Genomic DNA, 19,136 nt, shown 5'->3' on the forward strand with positions numbered 1-19,136 from the left:
GGATCACGGTAATGACCACGGAAAAAGTTAAGTACGGCGTCCATTCCGAAGCCGGCAAACTGCGCAAAGTCATGGTTTGCTCCCCAGGCCTGGCCCATCAGCGGCTGACCCCGAACAACTGCGATGAACTGCTGTTCGATGATGTGATCTGGGTAAACCAGGCCAAGCGCGACCATTTCGACTTCGTTACCAAAATGCGCGAGCGTGGGATCGAAGTCCTGGAAATGCACAACCTGCTGACCGATACGGTGCAGAACCCCGAAGCCCTGAAGTGGATTCTGGATCGCAAGATCACCCCCGACACCGTCGGCGTCGGCCTGACCAACGAAGTGCGCAGCTGGCTCGAAAGCCTGGAGCCACGCAAGCTGGCCGAGTTCCTGATCGGCGGCGTGGCCGGCGAGGACCTGCCGGAAAGCGAAGGCGCCAGCGTGATCAAGATGTACCGCGATTACCTGGGCCACTCCAGCTTCCTGCTGCCGCCGCTGCCCAACACCCAGTTCACCCGCGACACCACCTGCTGGATCTACGGCGGCGTGACGCTCAACCCGATGTACTGGCCGGCCCGGCGCCAGGAAACCCTGCTGGCCAGCGCCATCTACAAATTCCACCCCGAGTTCGCCAACGCCGATTTCGAAGTCTGGTACGGCGACCCGGACAAGGATCACGGCCAGGCCACCCTCGAGGGCGGCGACGTCATGCCGATCGGCAATGGCGTGGTGTTGATCGGCATGGGCGAGCGGACCTCGCGCCAGGCCATCGGCCAGCTTGCGCAATCCCTGTTCGCCAAGGGCGCGGTGGAAAAAGTCGTGGTCGCCGGCCTGCCGAAATCCCGCGCGGCGATGCACCTGGACACCGTGTTCAGCTTCTGCGACCGCGACCTGGTCACGGTCTTCCCGGAAGTGGTCAAGGAAATCGTGCCGTTCGTCATCCGCCCCGACACCAGCAAGCCCTATGGCATGGACGTGCGACGGGAGAACAAATCGTTCATCGAGGTAGTGGCCGAGTCCCTCAACCTCAAGCAACTGCGCGTGGTGGAAACCGGCGGCAACAGCTTCGCCGCCGAACGCGAGCAGTGGGACGACGGCAACAACGTGGTGGCCCTGGAGCCGGGCGTGGTCATCGGCTATGACCGCAACACCTACACCAACACCCTGCTGCGCAAGGCCGGCGTGGAAGTGATCACCATCAGCGCCGGCGAACTCGGCCGCGGCCGTGGCGGCGGCCACTGCATGACCTGCCCGATCGTGCGCGACCCGATCGATTACTAAACGACTTTCCTCCGGCCGCACCTCTGCGGTGCTGGCCGGGCCGATTACAGAATCCCTGGAGAATCATCATGGCGTTCAATATCCACAACCGTAACCTGCTCAGCCTCGAACACCACACCGAGCGCGAGCTGCGCTACCTGCTCGACCTGTCCCGCGACCTCAAGCGCGCCAAGTACACCGGCACCGAGCAGCAGCACCTCAAGGGCAACAACATCGCCCTGATCTTCGAGAAAACCTCGACCCGTACCCGCTGCGCCTTCGAGGTCGCCGCCTATGACCAGGGCGCCAACGTCACCTACATCGACCCGAACTCGTCGCAGATCGGCCACAAGGAAAGCATGAAGGACACCGCCCGCGTGCTCGGGCGCATGTACGACGCCATCGAGTACCGCGGCTTCAAGCAGGAAATCGTCGAGGAACTGGCGAAGTTCGCCGGCGTGCCGGTGTTCAACGGCCTGACCGACGAATACCACCCGACCCAGATGATCGCCGACGTGCTGACCATGCGTGAGCACGCCGACAAGCCGATCCACGACATCAGCTACGCCTACCTGGGCGATGCCCGCAACAACATGGGCAACTCCCTGCTGCTGGTGGGCGCCAAGCTCGGCATGGACGTGCGCATCTGCGCGCCAAAGGCCCTGTGGCCCCATGACGACCTGGTCAGCCGCTGCAAGCAGTACGCGCAAGAAAGCGGTGCCCGCATCACCCTGACCGAAGACCCGAAAGCCGCGGTCAAGGGTGTCGACTTCATTCACACCGACGTTTGGGTATCGATGGGCGAGCCGGTGGAAGCCTGGGCCGAACGTATCCAGCAACTGCTGCCGTACCAGGTCAACGCCGAGCTGATGAAGGCCACCGGCAACCCACGGACCAAGTTCATGCACTGCCTGCCGGCGTTCCACAACAGCGATACCAAGATCGGCAAGCAGATCGCCGAGCAGTATCCGCACCTGGCCAACGGCATCGAAGTGACTGACGACGTGTTCGAGTCGCCGGCCTGCATCGCCTTCGAGCAAGCGGAAAACCGCATGCACACCATCAAGGCGATCCTGGTCTCGACCCTGGCCGACCTGTAACCCCGACGTCCGTGGGGGCGCGACTTGCTCCCACGGGATCACCGAATTCTGGAAGGAATGCATTATGCGTATCGTCGTCGCACTGGGCGGCAACGCCCTGCTCCGCCGGGGCGAACCCATGACCGCGGACAATCAACGCGCCAATATCCGCATCGCCACCGAACAGATCGCCAAGATCCATCCCGGCAACCAGCTGGTGATCGCCCACGGCAATGGTCCGCAGGTCGGCCTGCTGTCGCTGCAGGCGGCGGCCTACACCTCGGTGTCGCCTTACCCGCTGGACGTGCTCGGCGCCGAAACCGAAGGCATGATCGGCTACATCATCGAACAGGAACTGGGCAACCTGCTGGATTTCGAAGTGCCCTTCGCCACCCTGCTGACCCAGGTCGAGGTCGACGCCAAGGACCCGGCGTTCCAGAACCCGAGCAAGCCCATCGGCCCGGTCTACAGCAAGGACGAAGCAGAAAAACTGGCCAAGGAAAAAGGCTGGGCCATCGCCCCCGATGGCGACAAATACCGCCGCGTGGTGGCCAGCCCGAAACCCAAGCGCATCTTTGAAATCCGCCCGATCAAATGGCTGCTGGAAAAGAGCAGCATCGTGATCTGCGCCGGCGGTGGCGGCATCCCCACCCTGTACGGCGAGGACGGCAAGCTCCGGGGCATCGAGGCGGTGATCGACAAGGACCTGTGCTCGGCGTTACTGGCCGAACAGCTGGAGGCCGATCTGCTGGTGATCGCCACCGACGTCAACGCGGCCTTTATCGACTGGGGCAAGCCGTCGCAGAAAGCCATTGCCCAGGCGCACCCGGACGAAATGGAAAAGCTCGGCTTCGCCGCCGGCTCCATGGGACCGAAGGTCCAGGCGGCCTGCGAGTTCGCCCGCCATACTGGAAAAGTCGCGGTGATCGGTTCACTCTCGGACATCGAAGCGATCGTCCAGGGCAAGGCCGGTACGCGCATCAGCACCGCCCAGCCGGGCATCACTTACCGATAAGAGCAACTCAGGGTGCAGGCCGCTGGCCTGCACCGCTCCCCATGCCTTGAAAGGAGAGAGCCATGGCCCAGTTCGAACCCGGTCATTTACACATCGAGCGACACGCACTGACCAAGGACGATGTCAGCTACAACATCTGTATCGACTATGAAGTCGCGCAGGACCCCAAGGAAGGCAAAGGGATGCAGTTCAAGATGCATGGAACGATTCAGGGCAAAGAGCTCGATGAACCGTTCTTTCTGCCCAAGGATCAGGCTTACAACTTCGCCAGCAACGTGACGAAAATCGCCGAGAAGTATGGGATTCCCAAGGCACTGAGCGGCATCGGCTCGCTGCACAAATATTACGACGCGATGTTTGAGGATGTGCGGGTGCAGCTGAATATGAAATCCGGGGATCCAGTCAAACCCGAACATCTAGAGTGATGCTCTTCCTGTAGGAGCGAGCTTGCTCGCGATGGTCGTCAACGGTAATGCAGTGTGTCTGACACTCTGCGGCGCTCTCAGGCTCATCGCGAGCAAGCTCGCTCCTACAAGGTCATGCGTGCCACGGCGCATTTCGCCAAACCCTGTCCGCCAAGGCATACTTGCCACCCTCCGTTTTCCAGAATCCTTGACCGCCCCATGCGCATCCACGTCAGCTTTATCGACCGCGTCGGTATCACCCAGGAAGTCCTGGCCCTGCTCGGTGGGCGCAACCTCAACCTGGATGCGGTGGAGATGGTGCCGCCCAACGTCTACATCGACGCCCCGACCCTCAGCCCGCAAGTGCTGGAAGAGCTGCGCGACGCGCTGTTCAGCGTGCGCGGCGTGCAGGCCGTGACGGTGGTCGACATCCTGCCCGGCCAGCGCCGCCACCTGCAGCTCGACGCCCTGCTGGCGGCGATGACCGACCCGGTGCTGGCCCTGGACAGCGCCGGCAAGGTGCTGCTGGCCAACCCGGCGCTGATTGCCCTCTATGGCCGCGAGCCGGCCGGGGAAAGCGTGGCCGAGCTGTTCGACGACCCGGCGCTGCTGGAAACCCTGCTGGAACAGGGCTTTCGCCTGCCCCTGCGGGAAATCACCCTCAATGGCCAGACCCTGCTGCTGGATGCCACGCCGATCACCGACGCCGGCGCGCTACTGACCCTGTATCAGCCCAATCGCATCGGCGAACGCCTGTCGGCCCTGCACCACGACCATGCCGAAGGCTTCGATGCCCTGCTCGGCGACTCCCCGGCCATCCGCACCCTCAAGGCCCGCGCCCAGCGCGTCGCCGCGCTGGATGCGCCGCTGCTGATCCAGGGCGAAACCGGTACCGGCAAGGAGCTGGTGGCGCGGGCCTGTCACGCCATCAGTGCGCGGCACGGCGCGCCGTTTCTGGCGCTGAACTGCGCCGCCCTGCCGGAGAACCTCGCCGAAAGCGAGCTGTTCGGCTACGCCCCCGGCGCCTTCACCGGCGCCCAGCGCGGCGGCAAGCCGGGGCTGATGGAGCTGGCCAACCAGGGCACGGTGTTTCTCGACGAGATCGGCGAAATGTCGCCCTACTTGCAGGCCAAGCTGCTGCGTTTTCTCAACGACGGCAGCTTTCGCCGGGTGGGCGGCGACCGTGAGGTCAAGGTCAATGTGCGGATCCTCAGCGCCACCCATCGCGACCTGGAAAAGATGGTCGCCGAGGGCAGCTTTCGCGAAGACCTGTTCTATCGCCTCAACGTGCTGAATGTGGAAGTGCCGCCCCTGCGCGAGCGCGGCCAGGACATCCTGTTGCTGGCACGCTATTTCATGCAGCAGGCCTGCGCGCAGATCCAGCGCCCGGTCTGTCGCCTGGCGCCCGGCACCTATCCGGCGCTGCTGGGCAACCGCTGGCCGGGCAACGTGCGCCAGCTGCAGAACGTGATCTTCCGCGCGGCGGCGATCTGCGAAAGCAGCCTGGTGGACATCGGCGACCTGGATATCGCCGGCACCTCGGTGGCCCGCCAGAACGACACCGAAGTCGAAAGCCTGGAACAGGCCGTCGAGGAGTTCGAGAAGGCACTGCTCGAAGGTCTCTACGTCAACTACCCCTCGACCCGCCAGCTGGCCAGCCGCCTGCAGACCTCCCACACCGCCATCGCCCATCGCCTGCGCAAATACGGCATCCCCAACAAGCCCTGAACCGCCGCGACTCTTGATGTTGTAGCCACTGCCGCAGGCTGCGATCGCTCCCGCAGGGAGCGCAAGATCTCAAGATCGCCGAAGGCCTTCGGCCTTATCGCACCTGCGGCAGCGGTTACAGGTGGCGTAGCCGCATCTGAAAGCGACCTCCACCTGTACTGAAAGCGCTACAGCGGAACGATATCGCTACAACCAGTTGTAATCGGCGCTACGCAAGGCTTTGATCCCCATAGGCTTTTTCCTGGCCCTCCAGCTGTAGCGTTTTCGCTACAGCCGTTAGTTTCCGGTCACCATCAAGAACATATAACTCATTGATTAATAACAATTAAAAAACATTGGCCGCATTTTTGCTAAGGGCTTATCCATTCCGCTCGGCCCTGCACGAGCATTCAATCGCGTCCACCAGACGAATCTGGCCCCTTGAGGAGTTTCCATGAGCGAGTTGCGTTTTACTGAAGATCACGAATGGCTGCGTACCGAAGCCGATGGCAGCGTTACCGTCGGCATCACGGCTTTCGCGCAAAACGCCCTGGGCGATGTGGTGTTCGTGCAATTGCCGGAACTGCAGGCCTACGACAAGGGCGCCGAAGCCGCCACCGTGGAATCGGTAAAAGCCGCCAGCGGCGTGTACATGCCCCTGGACGGGGAAGTGGTGGAAACCAACCCGGCCCTGGAAACCAGCCCCGAGCTGGTCAACGAAGACCCGCTGGGCGAAGGCTGGTTCTTCCGCTTCATTCCCGCGAACGCCGCCGCTGTCGGCCAACTGCTGGATCAGGACGCCTACGACCGCCTGATCAAAGCCAACGCCGACGCCTGAGGAACCGCCATGACTCAAGTCAACCTGAGCACCGCCAACGAATTCATCGCGCGCCACATCGGCCCGCGCCAAGGCGACGAGCAAGCCATGCTCAACAGCCTGGGCTTCGACTCCCTGGAAGCCCTGAGCGCCAGCGTGATCCCCGACAGCATCAAGGGCACCAGCGTCCTCGACCTGCCCGCCGGCCAGAGCGAAGCCGACGCACTGGCCTCGATCAAGGCCATCGCCGCCAAGAACCAGCTGTTCAAGACCTACATCGGCCAGGGCTACTACAACTGCCACACGCCGTCGCCGATCCTGCGCAACCTCCTGGAAAACCCGGCCTGGTACACCGCCTACACCCCGTACCAGCCGGAAATTTCCCAGGGCCGCCTGGAAGCGCTGCTGAACTTCCAGACCCTGATCAGCGACCTCACCGGCCTGCCGATCGCCAACGCCTCCCTGCTCGACGAAGCCACCGCCGCCGCCGAAGCCATGACCTTCTGCAAGCGCCTGAGCAAGAACAAGGGCAGCCACGCCTTCTTCGCCTCCAGCCATTGCCACCCGCAGACCCTCGACGTGCTGCGCACCCGTGCCGAGCCGCTGGGCATCGACGTGGTGGTCGGCGACGAGCGCAAGCTGACCGACGTCAGCCCGTTCTTCGGCGCCCTGCTGCAATACCCGGCGAGCAACGGCGACCTGTTCGACTACCGCGAGCTGACCGAGCGCTTCCACGCCGCCAACGCCCTGGTGGCGGTTGCCGCCGACCTGCTGGCGCTGACTGTGCTGACCCCACCGGGTGAATTCGGCGCCGACGTGGCCATCGGCAGCGCCCAGCGCTTCGGTGTGCCGCTGGGCTTCGGTGGCCCGCATGCGGCCTACTTCTCCACCAAGGACGCGTTCAAGCGCGACATGCCGGGCCGTCTGGTCGGGGTGTCCGTGGACCGTTTCGGCAAGCCGGCGCTGCGCCTGGCCATGCAGACCCGCGAGCAACATATCCGTCGCGAGAAAGCCACCAGCAACATCTGCACCGCCCAGGTGCTGCTGGCCAACATCGCCAGCATGTACGCCGTGTACCACGGCCCCCAAGGCCTGAGCCGGATTGCCCGGCGCATCCACCAGCTGACCGCGATCCTGGCCCAGGGCCTGAGCAAGCTGGGGATCAAGGTCGAGCAGGAAAACTTCTTCGACACCCTGACCCTGCACACCGGCGCACGCACCGCGGCGCTGCACGACAAGGCCCGCGCCCAGCGCATCAACCTGCGGGTGATCGACGCCGAGCACCTGGGTCTGTCCCTCGACGAAACCACCGGCCAGGCCGATGTAGAGGCCCTGTGGAGCCTGCTGGCCGACGGCCAGGCGCTGCCGGACTTCGCCGCGCTGGCCAGCACGGTGCAAAGCCGTATCCCGGCGGCGCTGGTGCGTCAGTCGGCGATCCTCAGCCACCCGGTGTTCAACCGCTATCACTCGGAAACCGAGCTGATGCGCTACCTGCGCAAGCTGGCGGACAAGGACCTGGCCCTGGACCGCACCATGATCCCGCTGGGCTCGTGCACCATGAAGCTCAACGCCGCCAGCGAAATGATCCCGATCACCTGGGCCGAATTCGGCGCCCTGCACCCGTTCGCCCCGGCCGAGCAAAGCGCCGGCTACCAGCAACTGACGTCCGAACTGGAAGCCATGCTCTGCGCCGCCACCGGCTACGACGCGGTGTCCCTGCAGCCGAACGCCGGCTCCCAGGGCGAATACGCGGGCCTGCTGGCCATTCGTGCCTATCACCAGAGCCGCGGCGACGACCGTCGCGACATCTGCCTGATCCCTTCGTCCGCCCACGGCACCAACCCGGCCACCGCCAACATGGCCGGCATGCGCGTGGTGGTCACCGCCTGCGACGCCCGTGGCAACGTCGATATCGAAGACCTGCGGGCCAAGGCCATTGAGCACCGCGAGCACCTCGCCGCGCTGATGATCACCTACCCGTCGACCCATGGCGTGTTCGAGGAAGGCATCCGCGAAATCTGCGGCATCATCCATGACAACGGCGGCCAGGTGTACATCGACGGCGCCAACATGAACGCCATGGTCGGCCTCTGCGCCCCGGGCAAGTTCGGTGGCGACGTGTCGCACCTGAACCTGCACAAGACCTTCTGCATCCCCCACGGCGGTGGCGGCCCGGGCGTCGGCCCGATCGGCGTCAAGTCGCACCTGGCGCCGTTCCTGCCTGGCCACGCGGCCATGGAACGCAAGGAAGGCGCGGTCTGCGCCGCGCCGTTCGGCAGCGCGAGCATCCTGCCGATCACCTGGATGTACATCCGCATGATGGGCGGCGAAGGCCTCAAGCGTGCCTCGCAGCTGGCGATCCTCAATGCCAACTACATCTCCCGTCGCCTGGAAGAACACTATCCAGTGCTCTACACCGGCAGCAACGGCCTGGTGGCCCACGAGTGCATCCTCGACCTGCGCCCGCTCAAGGACAGCAGCGGCATCAGCGTCGACGACGTCGCCAAGCGCCTGATCGATTTCGGCTTCCACGCCCCTACCATGTCGTTCCCGGTGGCCGGCACCCTGATGATCGAGCCGACCGAAAGCGAATCCAAGGAAGAACTGGACCGCTTCTGCGACGCCATGATCCGCATCCGCGAAGAGATCCGCGCGGTGGAAAACGGCAGCCTGGACAAGGACGACAACCCGCTGAAAAACGCCCCGCACACCGCAGCGGAAATCGTTGGCGAGTGGTCGCACCCCTACAGCCGTGAACAGGCGGTGTACCCGGTGGCCTCGCTGATCGAAGGCAAGTACTGGCCTCCGGTCGGCCGCGTCGACAACGTGTTCGGCGACCGCAACCTGGTGTGCGCCTGCCCGTCGATCGAAAGTTATCAGGACGCCTAAGACGGCATCGCCGTCCATCGCGGGCAAGCCTCGCTCCTACAGATACTGCGTATACCTGTAGGAGCGAGCTTGCTCGCGATGCTCGTGAACGATAACGCGGAGCACCGGAACAACCCGGTGCCCTCAGGTTCATCGCGAGCAAGCTCGCTCCTACAAAAAATGCGTGCCGATCAACACAATAAGAAACCGGAGAACCAACATGTCCTTGAGCGTGTTCGACCTGTTCAAGATTGGCATCGGCCCTTCCAGCTCCCACACCGTTGGCCCGATGCGCGCGGCCGCGCGCTTCGTCGAAGGCCTGCGGCGCGACGGACTGCTGGGCGCCACCACCTGCGTCAAGGTCGAGCTGTACGGCTCGCTCGGCGCCACCGGCAAGGGCCACGGCAGCGACAAGGCCGTGCTCCTGGGCCTGGAAGGTGAACACCCGGATACCGTGAATACCGAAAACATCGCCGCTCGCCTGCAGGAAATACGCAGCAGCGGACGCTTGAACCTGCTCGGCGAACACCTCATCGCGTTCAACGAGAAAGAACACCTGGCCATGATCCGCAAGCCCCTGGCCTACCACCCCAACGGCATGATCTTCCGCGCCTTCGATGCCGCCGGATTGCAGATCCGCAGCCGCGAGTACTACTCGGTGGGCGGCGGCTTCGTGGTCGACGAGGACGCCGCCGGTGCCGACCGCATCGTCGAAGACACCACCAAGCTGACCTTCCCCTTCAAAAGCGCCAAGGACTTGCTCGGTCACTGCAGCACCTATGGGCTGTCGATCAGCCAGGTGATGCTGACCAACGAAAGTGCCTGGCGACCGGAAGCGGAAACCCGTGCCGGCCTGCTGAAGATCTGGCAAGTGATGCAGGACTGCGTGGATGCCGGCTGCCGCAACGAAGGGATCCTGCCGGGTGGCCTGAAGGTCAAGCGCCGCGCCGCCGCCCTCCACCGCCAGCTGTGCAAGCACCCCGAGGCGGCCCTGCGCGACGCCTTGTCGGTACTGGACTGGGTCAACCTGTACGCCCTGGCGGTCAACGAAGAAAACGCCAACGGCGGGCGCGTCGTCACCGCGCCCACCAATGGCGCCGCCGGCATTATCCCGGCGGTGCTGCACTACTACATGCGCTTCATCCCCGGCGCCAACGAAGACGGGGTGGTGCGTTTCCTGCTGACCGCCGCCGCCATCGGCATTCTCTACAAGGAAAACGCCTCCATCTCCGGCGCCGAAGTCGGCTGCCAGGGCGAGGTCGGCGTGGCCTGCTCGATGGCGGCCGGGGCCTTGTGCGAAGTGCTCGGCGGTACGGTGCAACAAGTGGAAAACGCCGCCGAGATCGGCATGGAACATAACCTCGGCCTGACCTGCGACCCGATCGGCGGCCTGGTGCAGGTGCCCTGCATCGAGCGCAACGCCATGGGCTCGGTCAAGGCGATCAACGCCGTGCGCATGGCCTTGCGTGGCGACGGGCAACACTTCGTCTCCCTCGACAAGGTGATCCGCACCATGCGCCAGACCGGCGCCGACATGAAAAGCAAATACAAGGAAACCGCCCGCGGCGGTTTGGCCGTCAACATCATCGAGTGCTGATGCAGGCACATACGTCTCACGTTTACCCAGGAGCTGAACATGTCCACCGAAACACTGTTGAAGACCCCGCTGCATTCGCTGCACCTCGAACTCGGCGCGCGCATGGTGCCGTTCGCCGGTTACGATATGCCCGTGCAATACCCGCTGGGCGTGATGAAAGAACACCAGCACACCCGCGAGCAGGCCGGCCTGTTCGACGTCTCGCACATGGGCCAGATCCGCCTGACCGGCGCCAATGCCGCCCAGGCCCTGGAAACCCTGGTGCCGGTGGACATCATCGATCTGCCCGTGGGCATGCAGCGCTACGCCATGTTCACCAATGAAAACGGCGGCATCCTCGACGACCTGATGGTCGCCAACCTGGGCAACGACGAGCTGTTCCTGGTGGTCAACGCCGCCTGCAAGGACCAGGACCTGGCCCATCTGCGCCAGCACATCGGCCATTTGTGCAGCATCGAGCCGCTGTTCGAGGAGCGCGCCCTGCTCGCCCTGCAAGGCCCGGCGGCCGTCACCGTGCTGGCGCGCCTGGCGCCGGAAGTGGCGAAGATGACCTTCATGCAGTTCACCCGCGTGAAGCTGCTGGGCGTGGACTGCTTTGTCAGCCGTTCGGGCTACACCGGCGAAGACGGTTTCGAAATCTCGGTACCGGCGGCCGACGCCGAAACCCTGGCCCGTGCCCTGCTGGCCGAACCGGAAGTGGCCGCCATCGGCCTCGGTGCCCGGGATTCGCTGCGCCTGGAAGCCGGCCTGTGCCTGTATGGCCATGACATGAACAGCCAGACCACGCCGATCGAAGCCAGCCTGCTGTGGGCCATCTCCAAGCCACGTCGCGCCGATGGCGCGCGGGCTGGCGGCTTCCCTGGCGCGGAACAGGTATTCGCCCAACAACTCAATGGCGTGAGCCGCAAACGCGTCGGCCTGCTGCCCCAGGAACGCACACCGGTGCGCGAAGGTGCGGAGATCGTCAACGAAGCGGGCGAGGTGATCGGTAGTGTCTGCAGCGGCGGTTTTGGCCCGACCCTGGGTGGTCCGTTGGCCATGGGTTACATCGATAGCGCTTATGTCGCACTCGATACGCCAGTTTGGGCAATTGTTCGTGGGAAAAAGGTGCCAATGCTTGTAAGCAAAATGCCATTCGTTGCACAACGCTACTATCGCGGTTGATCAACTGTTTCTATAAGTAACGCGGTTGCGTTAAAAGTGCACTAATCTGTAACGCAACCGCCATAAAATAGTGCATATTTTCGATATTGAACTTGCCTTATAACAGTTGAAAACAATTGAACGACCCTATCGAATAAGCCCAGATGCCTAGTTCCGGCAAACAGCCACCAAGCTGAGGAAAACCGGGGTTTCGCAGGGCTTGTTTTTTCTCCCGTAGTTGGCGTAGAGTTTCCCCACTGTGTTTGCATGGGTCGCTTGGAATCGTGACCTGGGCAGTAGCTAACAAGTTTGCTACAACCCGTTCGACGTCTCTTACTTTCCTGCAACCCAGCCCAGTACTCCTTCATGAGAAAGAGACTGTCATTAATTTTTTAGCGTCAAAGGAAATAAGAAATGTCCCAACGTCAGAGCGGTACCGTCAAGTGGTTTAACGACGAGAAAGGTTTTGGTTTTATCACTCCAGAAAGCGGTCCGGATCTGTTCGTGCATTTCCGCGCTATTCAGGGCAACGGCTTCAAGAGCCTGAAAGAAGGCCAGAAAGTGACCTTCATCGCTGTGCAGGGCCAAAAAGGCATGCAGGCTGACGAAGTTCAAGCCGAAGGCTGATCGTCTGTAACGAAAAAGCCCCTGATGCTGACATCAGGGGCTTTTTTGTACGCGCAATTCCGTAAAATGGCTTCTTTCTTCGATCGAGAGGCCTGTGATGCCAAAGCACCTGCTAACCCCCCAGGGCGATTTTCCCGCCGCTGGCCTGGGCCGTCGTCTGGCAGCGATGTTCTACGATTTCCTGCTGTGCACCGCACTGCTGATCGTTACGGGCGGCATCTACAAGTTCATCCAGCTACAGATCCTCGGTGAAACCCGGATGCGCACCCTGACCGAATCCGGCGCCCTGGACGGCGATCCGCTCTACTCCACCGTCCTGCTGTTCGTGCTGTTCGCCTTCTTCGCCAAGTTCTGGACCCATTCCGGCCAGACCCTGGGCATGCAGGTCTGGGGCATTCGTGTGCAGAACGCCGACGGCAGCCGCATCAGCCTGTGGCAGGCTCTCCTGCGCTTCATGGTCTCGATCGCTTCCTGGCTGTGCGCCGGGCTGGGTTTCATCTGGATCCTGGTAGACAAGCAGAAGCGCAGTTGGCACGACATCTACTCTTCCAGCCAGATCGTGCGCATTCCCAAGCAGAAAAAATAATCCGCCGCACAGAAAAACGCCCCGAATCTCGGGGCGTTTTTCTGTGCGCTTATCGAAGGCGATCAGGCATTGCCCGCCAGCTTCATCCGTGCCGCCTGAGTGAAATCCAGCATGCGCTTGAGCGGACGAATGGCCTGGGGAATCAACGCCGGGTCGACGAATATCTCGTTGCTGCCCTCACGCAGGCTCTGCAAGGTGCGCTCCAGAGTGTTCATGGCCATCCACGGGCAGTGGGCGCAGCTGCGGCAAGCCGCGCCGTTGCCGGCCGTTGGCGCCTCGATGAACACCTTGTCCGGGCACAGCTGCTGCATCTTGTAGAAGATGCCGCGGTCGGTCGCCACGATCAGCGTCTTGTTCGGCAAGCGTTGCGCGGCGGCAATCAGCTGGCTGGTGGAACCCACTGCATCGGCCAGCTCGATCACCGACGTCGGCGATTCAGGGTGGACCAGAATGGCCGCATCGGGATACAGCGCCTTCATGTCCTCCAGTTGCTTGGACTTGAACTCTTCGTGGACGATGCAGGCACCGTCCCACAGCAGCATATCGGCACCGGTCTGGCGCTGGATGTAGGTGCCCAGGTGCTTGTCCGGCCCCCAGATGATGGTTTCGCCGTTATCCATCAGGCTTTCGACGATTTCCAGGGCGCAACTGGAGGTCACCACCCAGTCGGCACGGGCTTTGACCGCTGCCGACGTGTTGGCATAGACCACCACGGTGCGTTCCGGATGCTGGTCGCAGAACGCCGAGAACTCTTCCACCGGGCACCCCAGGTCGAGGGAGCAGGTGGCTTCCAGGGTAGGCATCAGCACCCGCTTTTCGGGGTTGAGGATCTTCGCCGTCTCGCCCATGAACCTGACACCGGCGACCACCACGGTCTTGGCCGGGTGAGCGTTGCCGAAACGGGCCATTTCCAGGGAGTCGGACACACAGCCGCCGGTCTCTTCGGCCAGGGCCTGAATCACCGGATCACAGTAGAAGTGAGCCACCAGCACGGCGTCCTGAGCCTTGAGCTCGGCAGCAATCGCGGCACGGTAATGGGCTTCCTCGGCGGCCGTCAGCGGCTTGGGCTGTTTGGCGTCAAGGTGGGCCTGAACCAGAAGGCGTTCGGAAATGTGCGTCATGATCGCAAGACCTGCGGGCGCTTATGCGCGAAAGTCGAGTATACACCCGGCTCCGGACCCATTGAGGGTACCGCCGGGAGAGTGAGTATTCATCAGGTAGGTGCAGCGTTGAAACTGCGCAAGGCTACAGAATATCCCCTTGATGTAAAAGATGATTCTGACCTGTGTCACACGGCTCGCCCCGGCATGGAGCAGGCATCGGTCAAGGGCATGAAAGCCTGCCAATTGCAGCCTCAACAGCGCAAACGGTTCAGTGACGCGCAACGCGCACTTGCACCATTTATGCGCATTGCATGCAGGCGAGTCTCGGCCTGGCGCTGAATCCCCTCGATCGACCAAGCGTTTTTTTACACTTCATAGCAATTTTACCTTTCTGCGCTAACGTCAGTTACAGAAACAGCTAACTGCTGGTTGGTTGCAGCAACACTTGGTGGGCTCTGGTTCAGATGACGGAGAAATGATCCCTGCTGACCGGCCCTGGCGGTTTCCCCCAGCCCAAACAAGGATGCAGTGCATGAACAGTGATTGTGTACAGGTGCTCAGGAGAGTGGCGTGGACATTGATTGTCGCTGGTCTTCCCACAGGAATGGCCATGGCGGCGTCAAATAACTGCGCTGGATTGCAGCCACTGCCGTCGACGGTGGAAGTGGGAGAGGGTCAACAGACGATAATGCACTCCCCCGTTGCCATTACCCGACTGGCCGTGGGCGACCCGAAAATTGCCGATGTGTATCTCAATGGGCGAGATTCATACCTGCTGACCGGCATCGCGCCCGGTGCAACCAGCCTGATGGTCTGGACGGCATGCGACAAGGAACCTCGCCAGAGCATGGTGTTCGTCCAGGGCAAAGGCCCGCATTCAATGGTGAGTTCGCTATTGCCCCCCTCCGAAGATCCGGCGCTGGCCAGCCAGGTGCAGACCGATATCCGCTTTGTCGAAGTCAGCCGCACCAAGCTGAAAGAGGCCGGCACCTCGATCTTCGGCAAGAGCGGTAACTTCCTGTTCAGCTCCCCGGGCACGGTCCCGTTGGTGACGGTGACGCCCGGCAATATCGGTGGCGTCAGACCGAACATACCGCTCAACAACGGCATGTTTAATATCGGCTTTGGCGGCGGTAACGTCCTTGGGCTGATCAACGCCCTGGAAGGCAGTGGGTTTGCCTACACCCTGGCACGTCCGAGCCTGGTGGCGCTGAGCGGGCAGAGCGCCAGCTTCCTGGCCGGTGGTGAAGTGCCGATTCCGGTCCCCAGCAGCGGCAGCGACAGCATTACCATCCAGTACAAGGAATTCGGTATTCGCCTGACCCTGACCCCCACAATCGTCGGAAATGACCGCATTGCCTTGAAGGTCGCCCCGGAAGTCAGCGAACTGGACTTCACCAATGGGATTACCGTCAACGGCATCTCGGTACCTGCCCTGGTTGTGCGTCGCACCGACACCAGCATCTCCCTGGCCGACGGTGAGAGCTTCGTGATCAGCGGCCTGATCAGCACCACCAATACCACGGCCGTGAGCAAGTTCCCCGGCCTGGGAGAAATTCCAATCCTCGGTGCCTTTTTCCGTGACTCTTCGATCAGACGCGAAGAGAAGGAACTGCTGATGATCGTCACTCCGCATCTGGTGCAACCGCTGGCGGTCAATGCCAAGCTGCCAGTACTGCCTGGCGAGCCACTGCGCAACTACGACCCGAACTGGTTCCGTCTGTACTTCCTGGAAAACGGCAATTTTGACCAGGCCGCCAGCGGGCTTTCGCAATGAACCAGGGACCTGGTTCGTTGCTCGCCACACTCAGGCTCAACGACACCGGACTCGGCAAGTCCGGTGTTAGCCATTCCTCGACAATCGGATTGTTCCAGGAGGGAAAAATGAAAGTAGTCATTGCGGCGTTAGGGCTGCTCATGCTCAGCGGCTGCGCCACGAATGGCGGCGGTAGCTGGTCGAAGCAGACCTGCAGCAAGCTGGATTCGGATCAGGAACTGTCGCTGAGCCTGGCCGACGACATGATCGGCGAAGGCAAGCTGCATGCCGGTCTGGCCAATCTGCAACGCCTGCCGGATGACCTGGCACAGGTTCGCATGCGCAAGGCCAAGATCTATCGCCAGCTCGGTCAAAGCGAGGCCGAGCCGCTGTACCGCAGCCTGCTCAGCACCTGCCTGGCCGCCGAAGGCGAGCATGGCCTGGGCCAACTGGCAGCGTCACGCAACGATAACAAGCTGGCCCTGGAACATCTGACGCGAGCGGCACGCCTGTCTCCGACCGACGAGAAAATCCGCAACGATCTGGGGGTGGTCTACCTCAACCAGGGGAATACCAACCAGGCCCGCTTTGAGTTCCTCACGGCCATGGAGCTGAAACAGGACAACCAGCTGGCAACCCTCAACCTGGTGACCTTGCTGATTTATCAAGGCAACTGGAAACAGGCCTCGGACCTGGTCAATCGTGCCGGCCTGAAACCCGAACAAGTCACCAGTGCCAAGGAGCGGGCCGAAAAACTCAGGAACGCGACGAAGAAGTCAGCTAAGGATCAGGCAGTCACTGCTACGGATTCGTCGCCATCGAGTGTCAATCAACCAATAACGCAGAGGTAGTGATGAAATACCAAACGCTTAGCTGCCTGGGACTCTTGCTTCTTCCGCTGGTGACCCAGGCTATCGAACCCGGCCCGACCTCCCTGTCACAGCAGTCGACCGAAACCTGGCTGCTGCTGCAGAGTCGTAACCAGGTCAAGTCGCCCATCCCACAGAACGCCTCGCCCAGCGAACGGGAACTGGCCCTGCAGCGTTGGCTGGACAACTACAAACACCCGATCCCCGAGTACTACAAGGAGTACGTAGGTTCGGGTGGGTCAGGTGGTTCGAAGTGACAGCAAGTCGCGATGGCGTTCAGTTCAGAGGGGGCAATGCCATCCATGCCGATGGCCCTTGCCCCTCCCCTCTTTCATAACTTCCCGAATACTTTGAAGACGCCGATGATCGCCGGCCCTATGGCTACCAGAAAGAAGCTTGGCCACAGGCAGAAGATCAGCGGAAACACCAGCTTGGTGCCGATTTTCGCGGCTTTCTCTTCGGCCTGCTGGGTGCGCCGGTCACGAAACTCCTCGGCATAGACACGCAGGGTCGTCCCCACACTGGTCCCGAAGCGAATGCTCTGCGCCAGCAGACTCACCAACCCGCGAATGTCCTCCAGCCCGGTACGCTCGGCCAGATGCTTGAGCGCTTCGGTACTGGGAATCCCGGCCCGGACCTCGGAGTTGACCAGTGCCAGCTCCATGGCCAGCTCAGGTTGGCTGACCGCTATCTCCTCCGATACCCGCTCGATCGCCTGGGGCAAGGCAAGGCCTGACTCCACACAGACCACCATCAAGTCCAGCGCATCCGGAAAGGCGACGAGCAAACGGGTCATCCGCGCGTTCCTGCGGCTGTCGACATAGATGGCCGGTACCAGCCAGCCTACCCCCAACGCCAGGATCACCAGCCCCATCCCCAGAAGCAGCGATACCTTCGGTATCAGCGGCAGCGCCAGGACTGCCAGCGCCACCAATGCCAACGGTGTCAGCAGGCGCACCGCCCAGTACATCTGGACAGCGGCCGGGGAGCGAAAGCCCGCGTGGATCAGCAAGGTCCGGGTCGCCGAGGCCTGCTCCCGTTCACCGGAGGCAAAACGCTGGCCGACCTGCTCCAGCATCAATTGCAGGTTGCTCGGCGCGCCCTGCTGCCGGTGACCATCGCCGCCATGACCGCGCTTGATCAGCAGAAGACGGCGGTGCACCGGGTCCTGCAGCCCCTGCACCAGCAATACCAGGGTCGCCACGGCCAGCACCACGCTCAGGCCGATGGCCCCGGCGAACAGCAGGCGCGCCAGTTGCTCGCTACCGACCACACTTTTGATCAGACTCAGCAGATACTCCATGACCTCACCCCCTACGAGTGATTGTGCTCACACCTGGATCCGGATGATCTTGCGTATCCAGAAGATTCCCACCAACATCGCCACAAACGCGCCAAGCACCATCTTCTGCCCCAGTGGCTCATTGATGAGCAGAGGCAGATAGGTCGGGCTCGAAAGCACAATCCCCGCCGCCAGTACAAAAGGCATCGCCACCAGGATCCAGCCCGACATACGCCCTTCGGCCGAGAGCGTCTTGACCTTGCGCTGAAAGCGGAAGCGGCCGCGAATCAGGCTGCTCAAACGATCCAGTACCTCGGTCAGGTTGCCGCCCGTCTCGCGATGGATCAGCACAGTGGTCACCAGCATCATCACGGTCATGCTCGGCATGCGTTCCAGCAGGCCAAGCATGGCCCGACGCACATCGTTGCCGTAGTTGATGTCGGCAAAGGTCAGGCCGAATTCGTGGGCCACCGGCCCTTTGTGCTCCTCGGCCACCAACTGCAGGGTTTCGTTGAACGGATGTCCGGCACGCAGCGCCCGGCACATGGCATCCAGGGCATCCGGCAACTGTTCCTCGAACAGGGCAAAGCGTTTGTTGCGGTCCCGGGAGATTTTCAACACCGGTAGCCAGAAGGCCATAGCAGCAGCCGGGAGCGCCGCCCACCACAACTGCGTGAACAGCCACGTCCCCATGCCAGCCACCATCATCAGGACCAGGCTGAGCATCAGCACCCGATAGGCGCGGTACTCATGCCCGGCCTGCTCGATCATCTGCGCCAGGGCCTCCATCGACGGCAACTGCTCCAGGCGCGCCTCCAGCGGGGACAGGCGACGCAGGTATTTCTGGCGCAGTACCGACTGCATGTTCTCCAGGTTACTGGCCCGTTCCAGCAGGTCGAGGCGACTGCGGATACGCTTGCGCACCTTGCCGGCCTCGCCGAACACCGGCACCGCCACGCTCTGGCTGAGCAGGAATATGGCGGTGAATACCATGCCGAGAAACGCCAGGATGAACTCGCTGGGGATCTGATGCATG

At 62.3% G+C, this 19,136-nt stretch carries 18 protein-coding genes and 1 pseudogene; 16 read left to right on the plus strand and 3 right to left on the minus strand.

Annotated elements, in window-relative coordinates; all coding sequences use genetic code 11:
- The first annotated feature begins 11 nt into the window (after nt 1–11).
- From arcA to BM019_RS02425, 12 genes and pseudogenes are all read left to right on the plus strand, one after another.
- Nucleotides 12–1,268: an arginine deiminase gene (gene arcA / locus BM019_RS02375; protein WP_053280586.1), complete on the plus strand. Its 1,257-nt coding sequence runs from the start codon at nt 12–14 to the stop codon at nt 1,266–1,268.
- 68 nt (nt 1,269–1,336) lie between these two features.
- Nucleotides 1,337–2,347 carry an ornithine carbamoyltransferase gene (locus BM019_RS02380; RefSeq protein WP_009045247.1) on the plus strand — a complete coding sequence of 337 codons (1,011 nt, stop codon included), beginning with the start codon at nt 1,337–1,339 and terminating at the stop codon, nt 2,345–2,347.
- A gap of 64 nt (nt 2,348–2,411) precedes the next feature.
- Nucleotides 2,412–3,341 carry a carbamate kinase gene (gene arcC, locus BM019_RS02385; protein ID WP_009045248.1) on the plus strand — a complete coding sequence of 310 codons (930 nt, stop codon included), beginning with the start codon at nt 2,412–2,414 and terminating at the stop codon, nt 3,339–3,341.
- Between the two features lie 62 nt (nt 3,342–3,403).
- Complete coding sequence (locus BM019_RS02390) at nt 3,404–3,766, plus strand: DUF5064 family protein (protein WP_009045249.1); 363 nt, start codon at nt 3,404–3,406, stop codon at nt 3,764–3,766.
- A gap of 31 nt (nt 3,767–3,797) precedes the next feature.
- Nucleotides 3,798–3,887 (plus strand): annotated as a pseudogene (locus BM019_RS30950) (outer membrane lipoprotein carrier protein LolA); the annotation flags it as partial.
- Nucleotides 3,888–3,964: 77 nt separating this feature from the next.
- On the plus strand, nt 3,965–5,473 hold the full coding sequence (locus BM019_RS02395; RefSeq protein ID WP_009045250.1) for a sigma-54-dependent transcriptional regulator: 1,509 nt from the start codon (nt 3,965–3,967) through the stop codon (nt 5,471–5,473).
- 433 nt (nt 5,474–5,906) lie between these two features.
- Nucleotides 5,907–6,290 (plus strand): glycine cleavage system protein GcvH, encoded by a 384-nt coding sequence (gene gcvH / locus BM019_RS02400; protein ID WP_009045251.1) that lies wholly within the window; start codon nt 5,907–5,909, stop codon nt 6,288–6,290.
- 9 nt (nt 6,291–6,299) lie between these two features.
- Entirely contained in the window at nt 6,300–9,158 is a 2,859-nt protein-coding gene (gene gcvP / locus BM019_RS02405) for an aminomethyl-transferring glycine dehydrogenase (RefSeq protein ID WP_009045252.1), read from the plus strand.
- Between the two features lie 199 nt (nt 9,159–9,357).
- Nucleotides 9,358–10,734, plus strand: a complete 1,377-nt coding sequence (locus BM019_RS02410; RefSeq protein WP_092417519.1) for an L-serine ammonia-lyase — start codon at nt 9,358–9,360, stop codon at nt 10,732–10,734.
- A gap of 39 nt (nt 10,735–10,773) precedes the next feature.
- Nucleotides 10,774–11,898, plus strand: a complete 1,125-nt coding sequence (gcvT, locus tag BM019_RS02415; protein ID WP_009045254.1) for a glycine cleavage system aminomethyltransferase GcvT — start codon at nt 10,774–10,776, stop codon at nt 11,896–11,898.
- A 393-nt stretch (nt 11,899–12,291) separates the two neighbouring features.
- Nucleotides 12,292–12,504 carry a cold-shock protein gene (locus BM019_RS02420; protein WP_007931076.1) on the plus strand — a complete coding sequence of 71 codons (213 nt, stop codon included), beginning with the start codon at nt 12,292–12,294 and terminating at the stop codon, nt 12,502–12,504.
- A gap of 97 nt (nt 12,505–12,601) precedes the next feature.
- Nucleotides 12,602–13,090: an RDD family protein gene (locus tag BM019_RS02425; RefSeq protein ID WP_009045255.1), complete on the plus strand. Its 489-nt coding sequence runs from the start codon at nt 12,602–12,604 to the stop codon at nt 13,088–13,090.
- A gap of 62 nt (nt 13,091–13,152) precedes the next feature.
- On the opposite strand, the gene nadA is transcribed toward BM019_RS02425, so the two are convergent.
- Nucleotides 13,153–14,211 carry a quinolinate synthase NadA gene (nadA, locus tag BM019_RS02430; RefSeq protein WP_007931079.1) on the minus strand — a complete coding sequence of 353 codons (1,059 nt, stop codon included), beginning with the start codon at nt 14,209–14,211 and terminating at the stop codon, nt 13,153–13,155.
- A gap of 108 nt (nt 14,212–14,319) precedes the next feature.
- Between nadA and BM019_RS30375 the strand changes: the two genes are divergently transcribed.
- From BM019_RS30375 to BM019_RS02445, 4 genes are all read left to right on the plus strand, one after another.
- Complete coding sequence (locus BM019_RS30375; protein ID WP_139217354.1) at nt 14,320–14,532, plus strand: hypothetical protein; 213 nt, start codon at nt 14,320–14,322, stop codon at nt 14,530–14,532.
- Between the two features lie 193 nt (nt 14,533–14,725).
- Nucleotides 14,726–15,970, plus strand: coding sequence for a type II and III secretion system protein family protein (locus BM019_RS02435; RefSeq protein ID WP_092417520.1), 1,245 nt, complete (start codon nt 14,726–14,728; stop codon nt 15,968–15,970).
- Between the two features lie 107 nt (nt 15,971–16,077).
- Nucleotides 16,078–16,800 (plus strand): tetratricopeptide repeat protein, encoded by a 723-nt coding sequence (locus BM019_RS02440; protein ID WP_009045257.1) that lies wholly within the window; start codon nt 16,078–16,080, stop codon nt 16,798–16,800.
- Between the two features lie 2 nt (nt 16,801–16,802).
- The gene (locus tag BM019_RS02445; protein WP_092417521.1) at nt 16,803–17,075 is read left to right on the plus strand and encodes a DUF3613 domain-containing protein; all 273 of its coding nucleotides are present in this window, start codon (nt 16,803–16,805) and stop codon (nt 17,073–17,075) included.
- Nucleotides 17,076–17,149: 74 nt separating this feature from the next.
- Here the strand turns inward: BM019_RS02445 and BM019_RS02450 are convergent, their stop codons facing one another.
- Both BM019_RS02450 and BM019_RS02455 read right to left on the minus strand, forming a co-directional pair.
- Complete coding sequence (locus BM019_RS02450) at nt 17,150–18,121, minus strand: type II secretion system F family protein (RefSeq protein ID WP_009045259.1); 972 nt, start codon at nt 18,119–18,121, stop codon at nt 17,150–17,152.
- 27 nt (nt 18,122–18,148) lie between these two features.
- The gene (locus BM019_RS02455) at nt 18,149–19,135 is read right to left on the minus strand and encodes a type II secretion system F family protein (protein WP_009045260.1); all 987 of its coding nucleotides are present in this window, start codon (nt 19,133–19,135) and stop codon (nt 18,149–18,151) included.
- Nucleotide 19,136: the final 1 nt, after the last annotated feature.

This window comes from Pseudomonas sp. NFPP07 (genome assembly GCF_900115645.1).
Classification (GTDB): domain Bacteria; phylum Pseudomonadota; class Gammaproteobacteria; order Pseudomonadales; family Pseudomonadaceae; genus Aquipseudomonas; species Aquipseudomonas chlororaphis.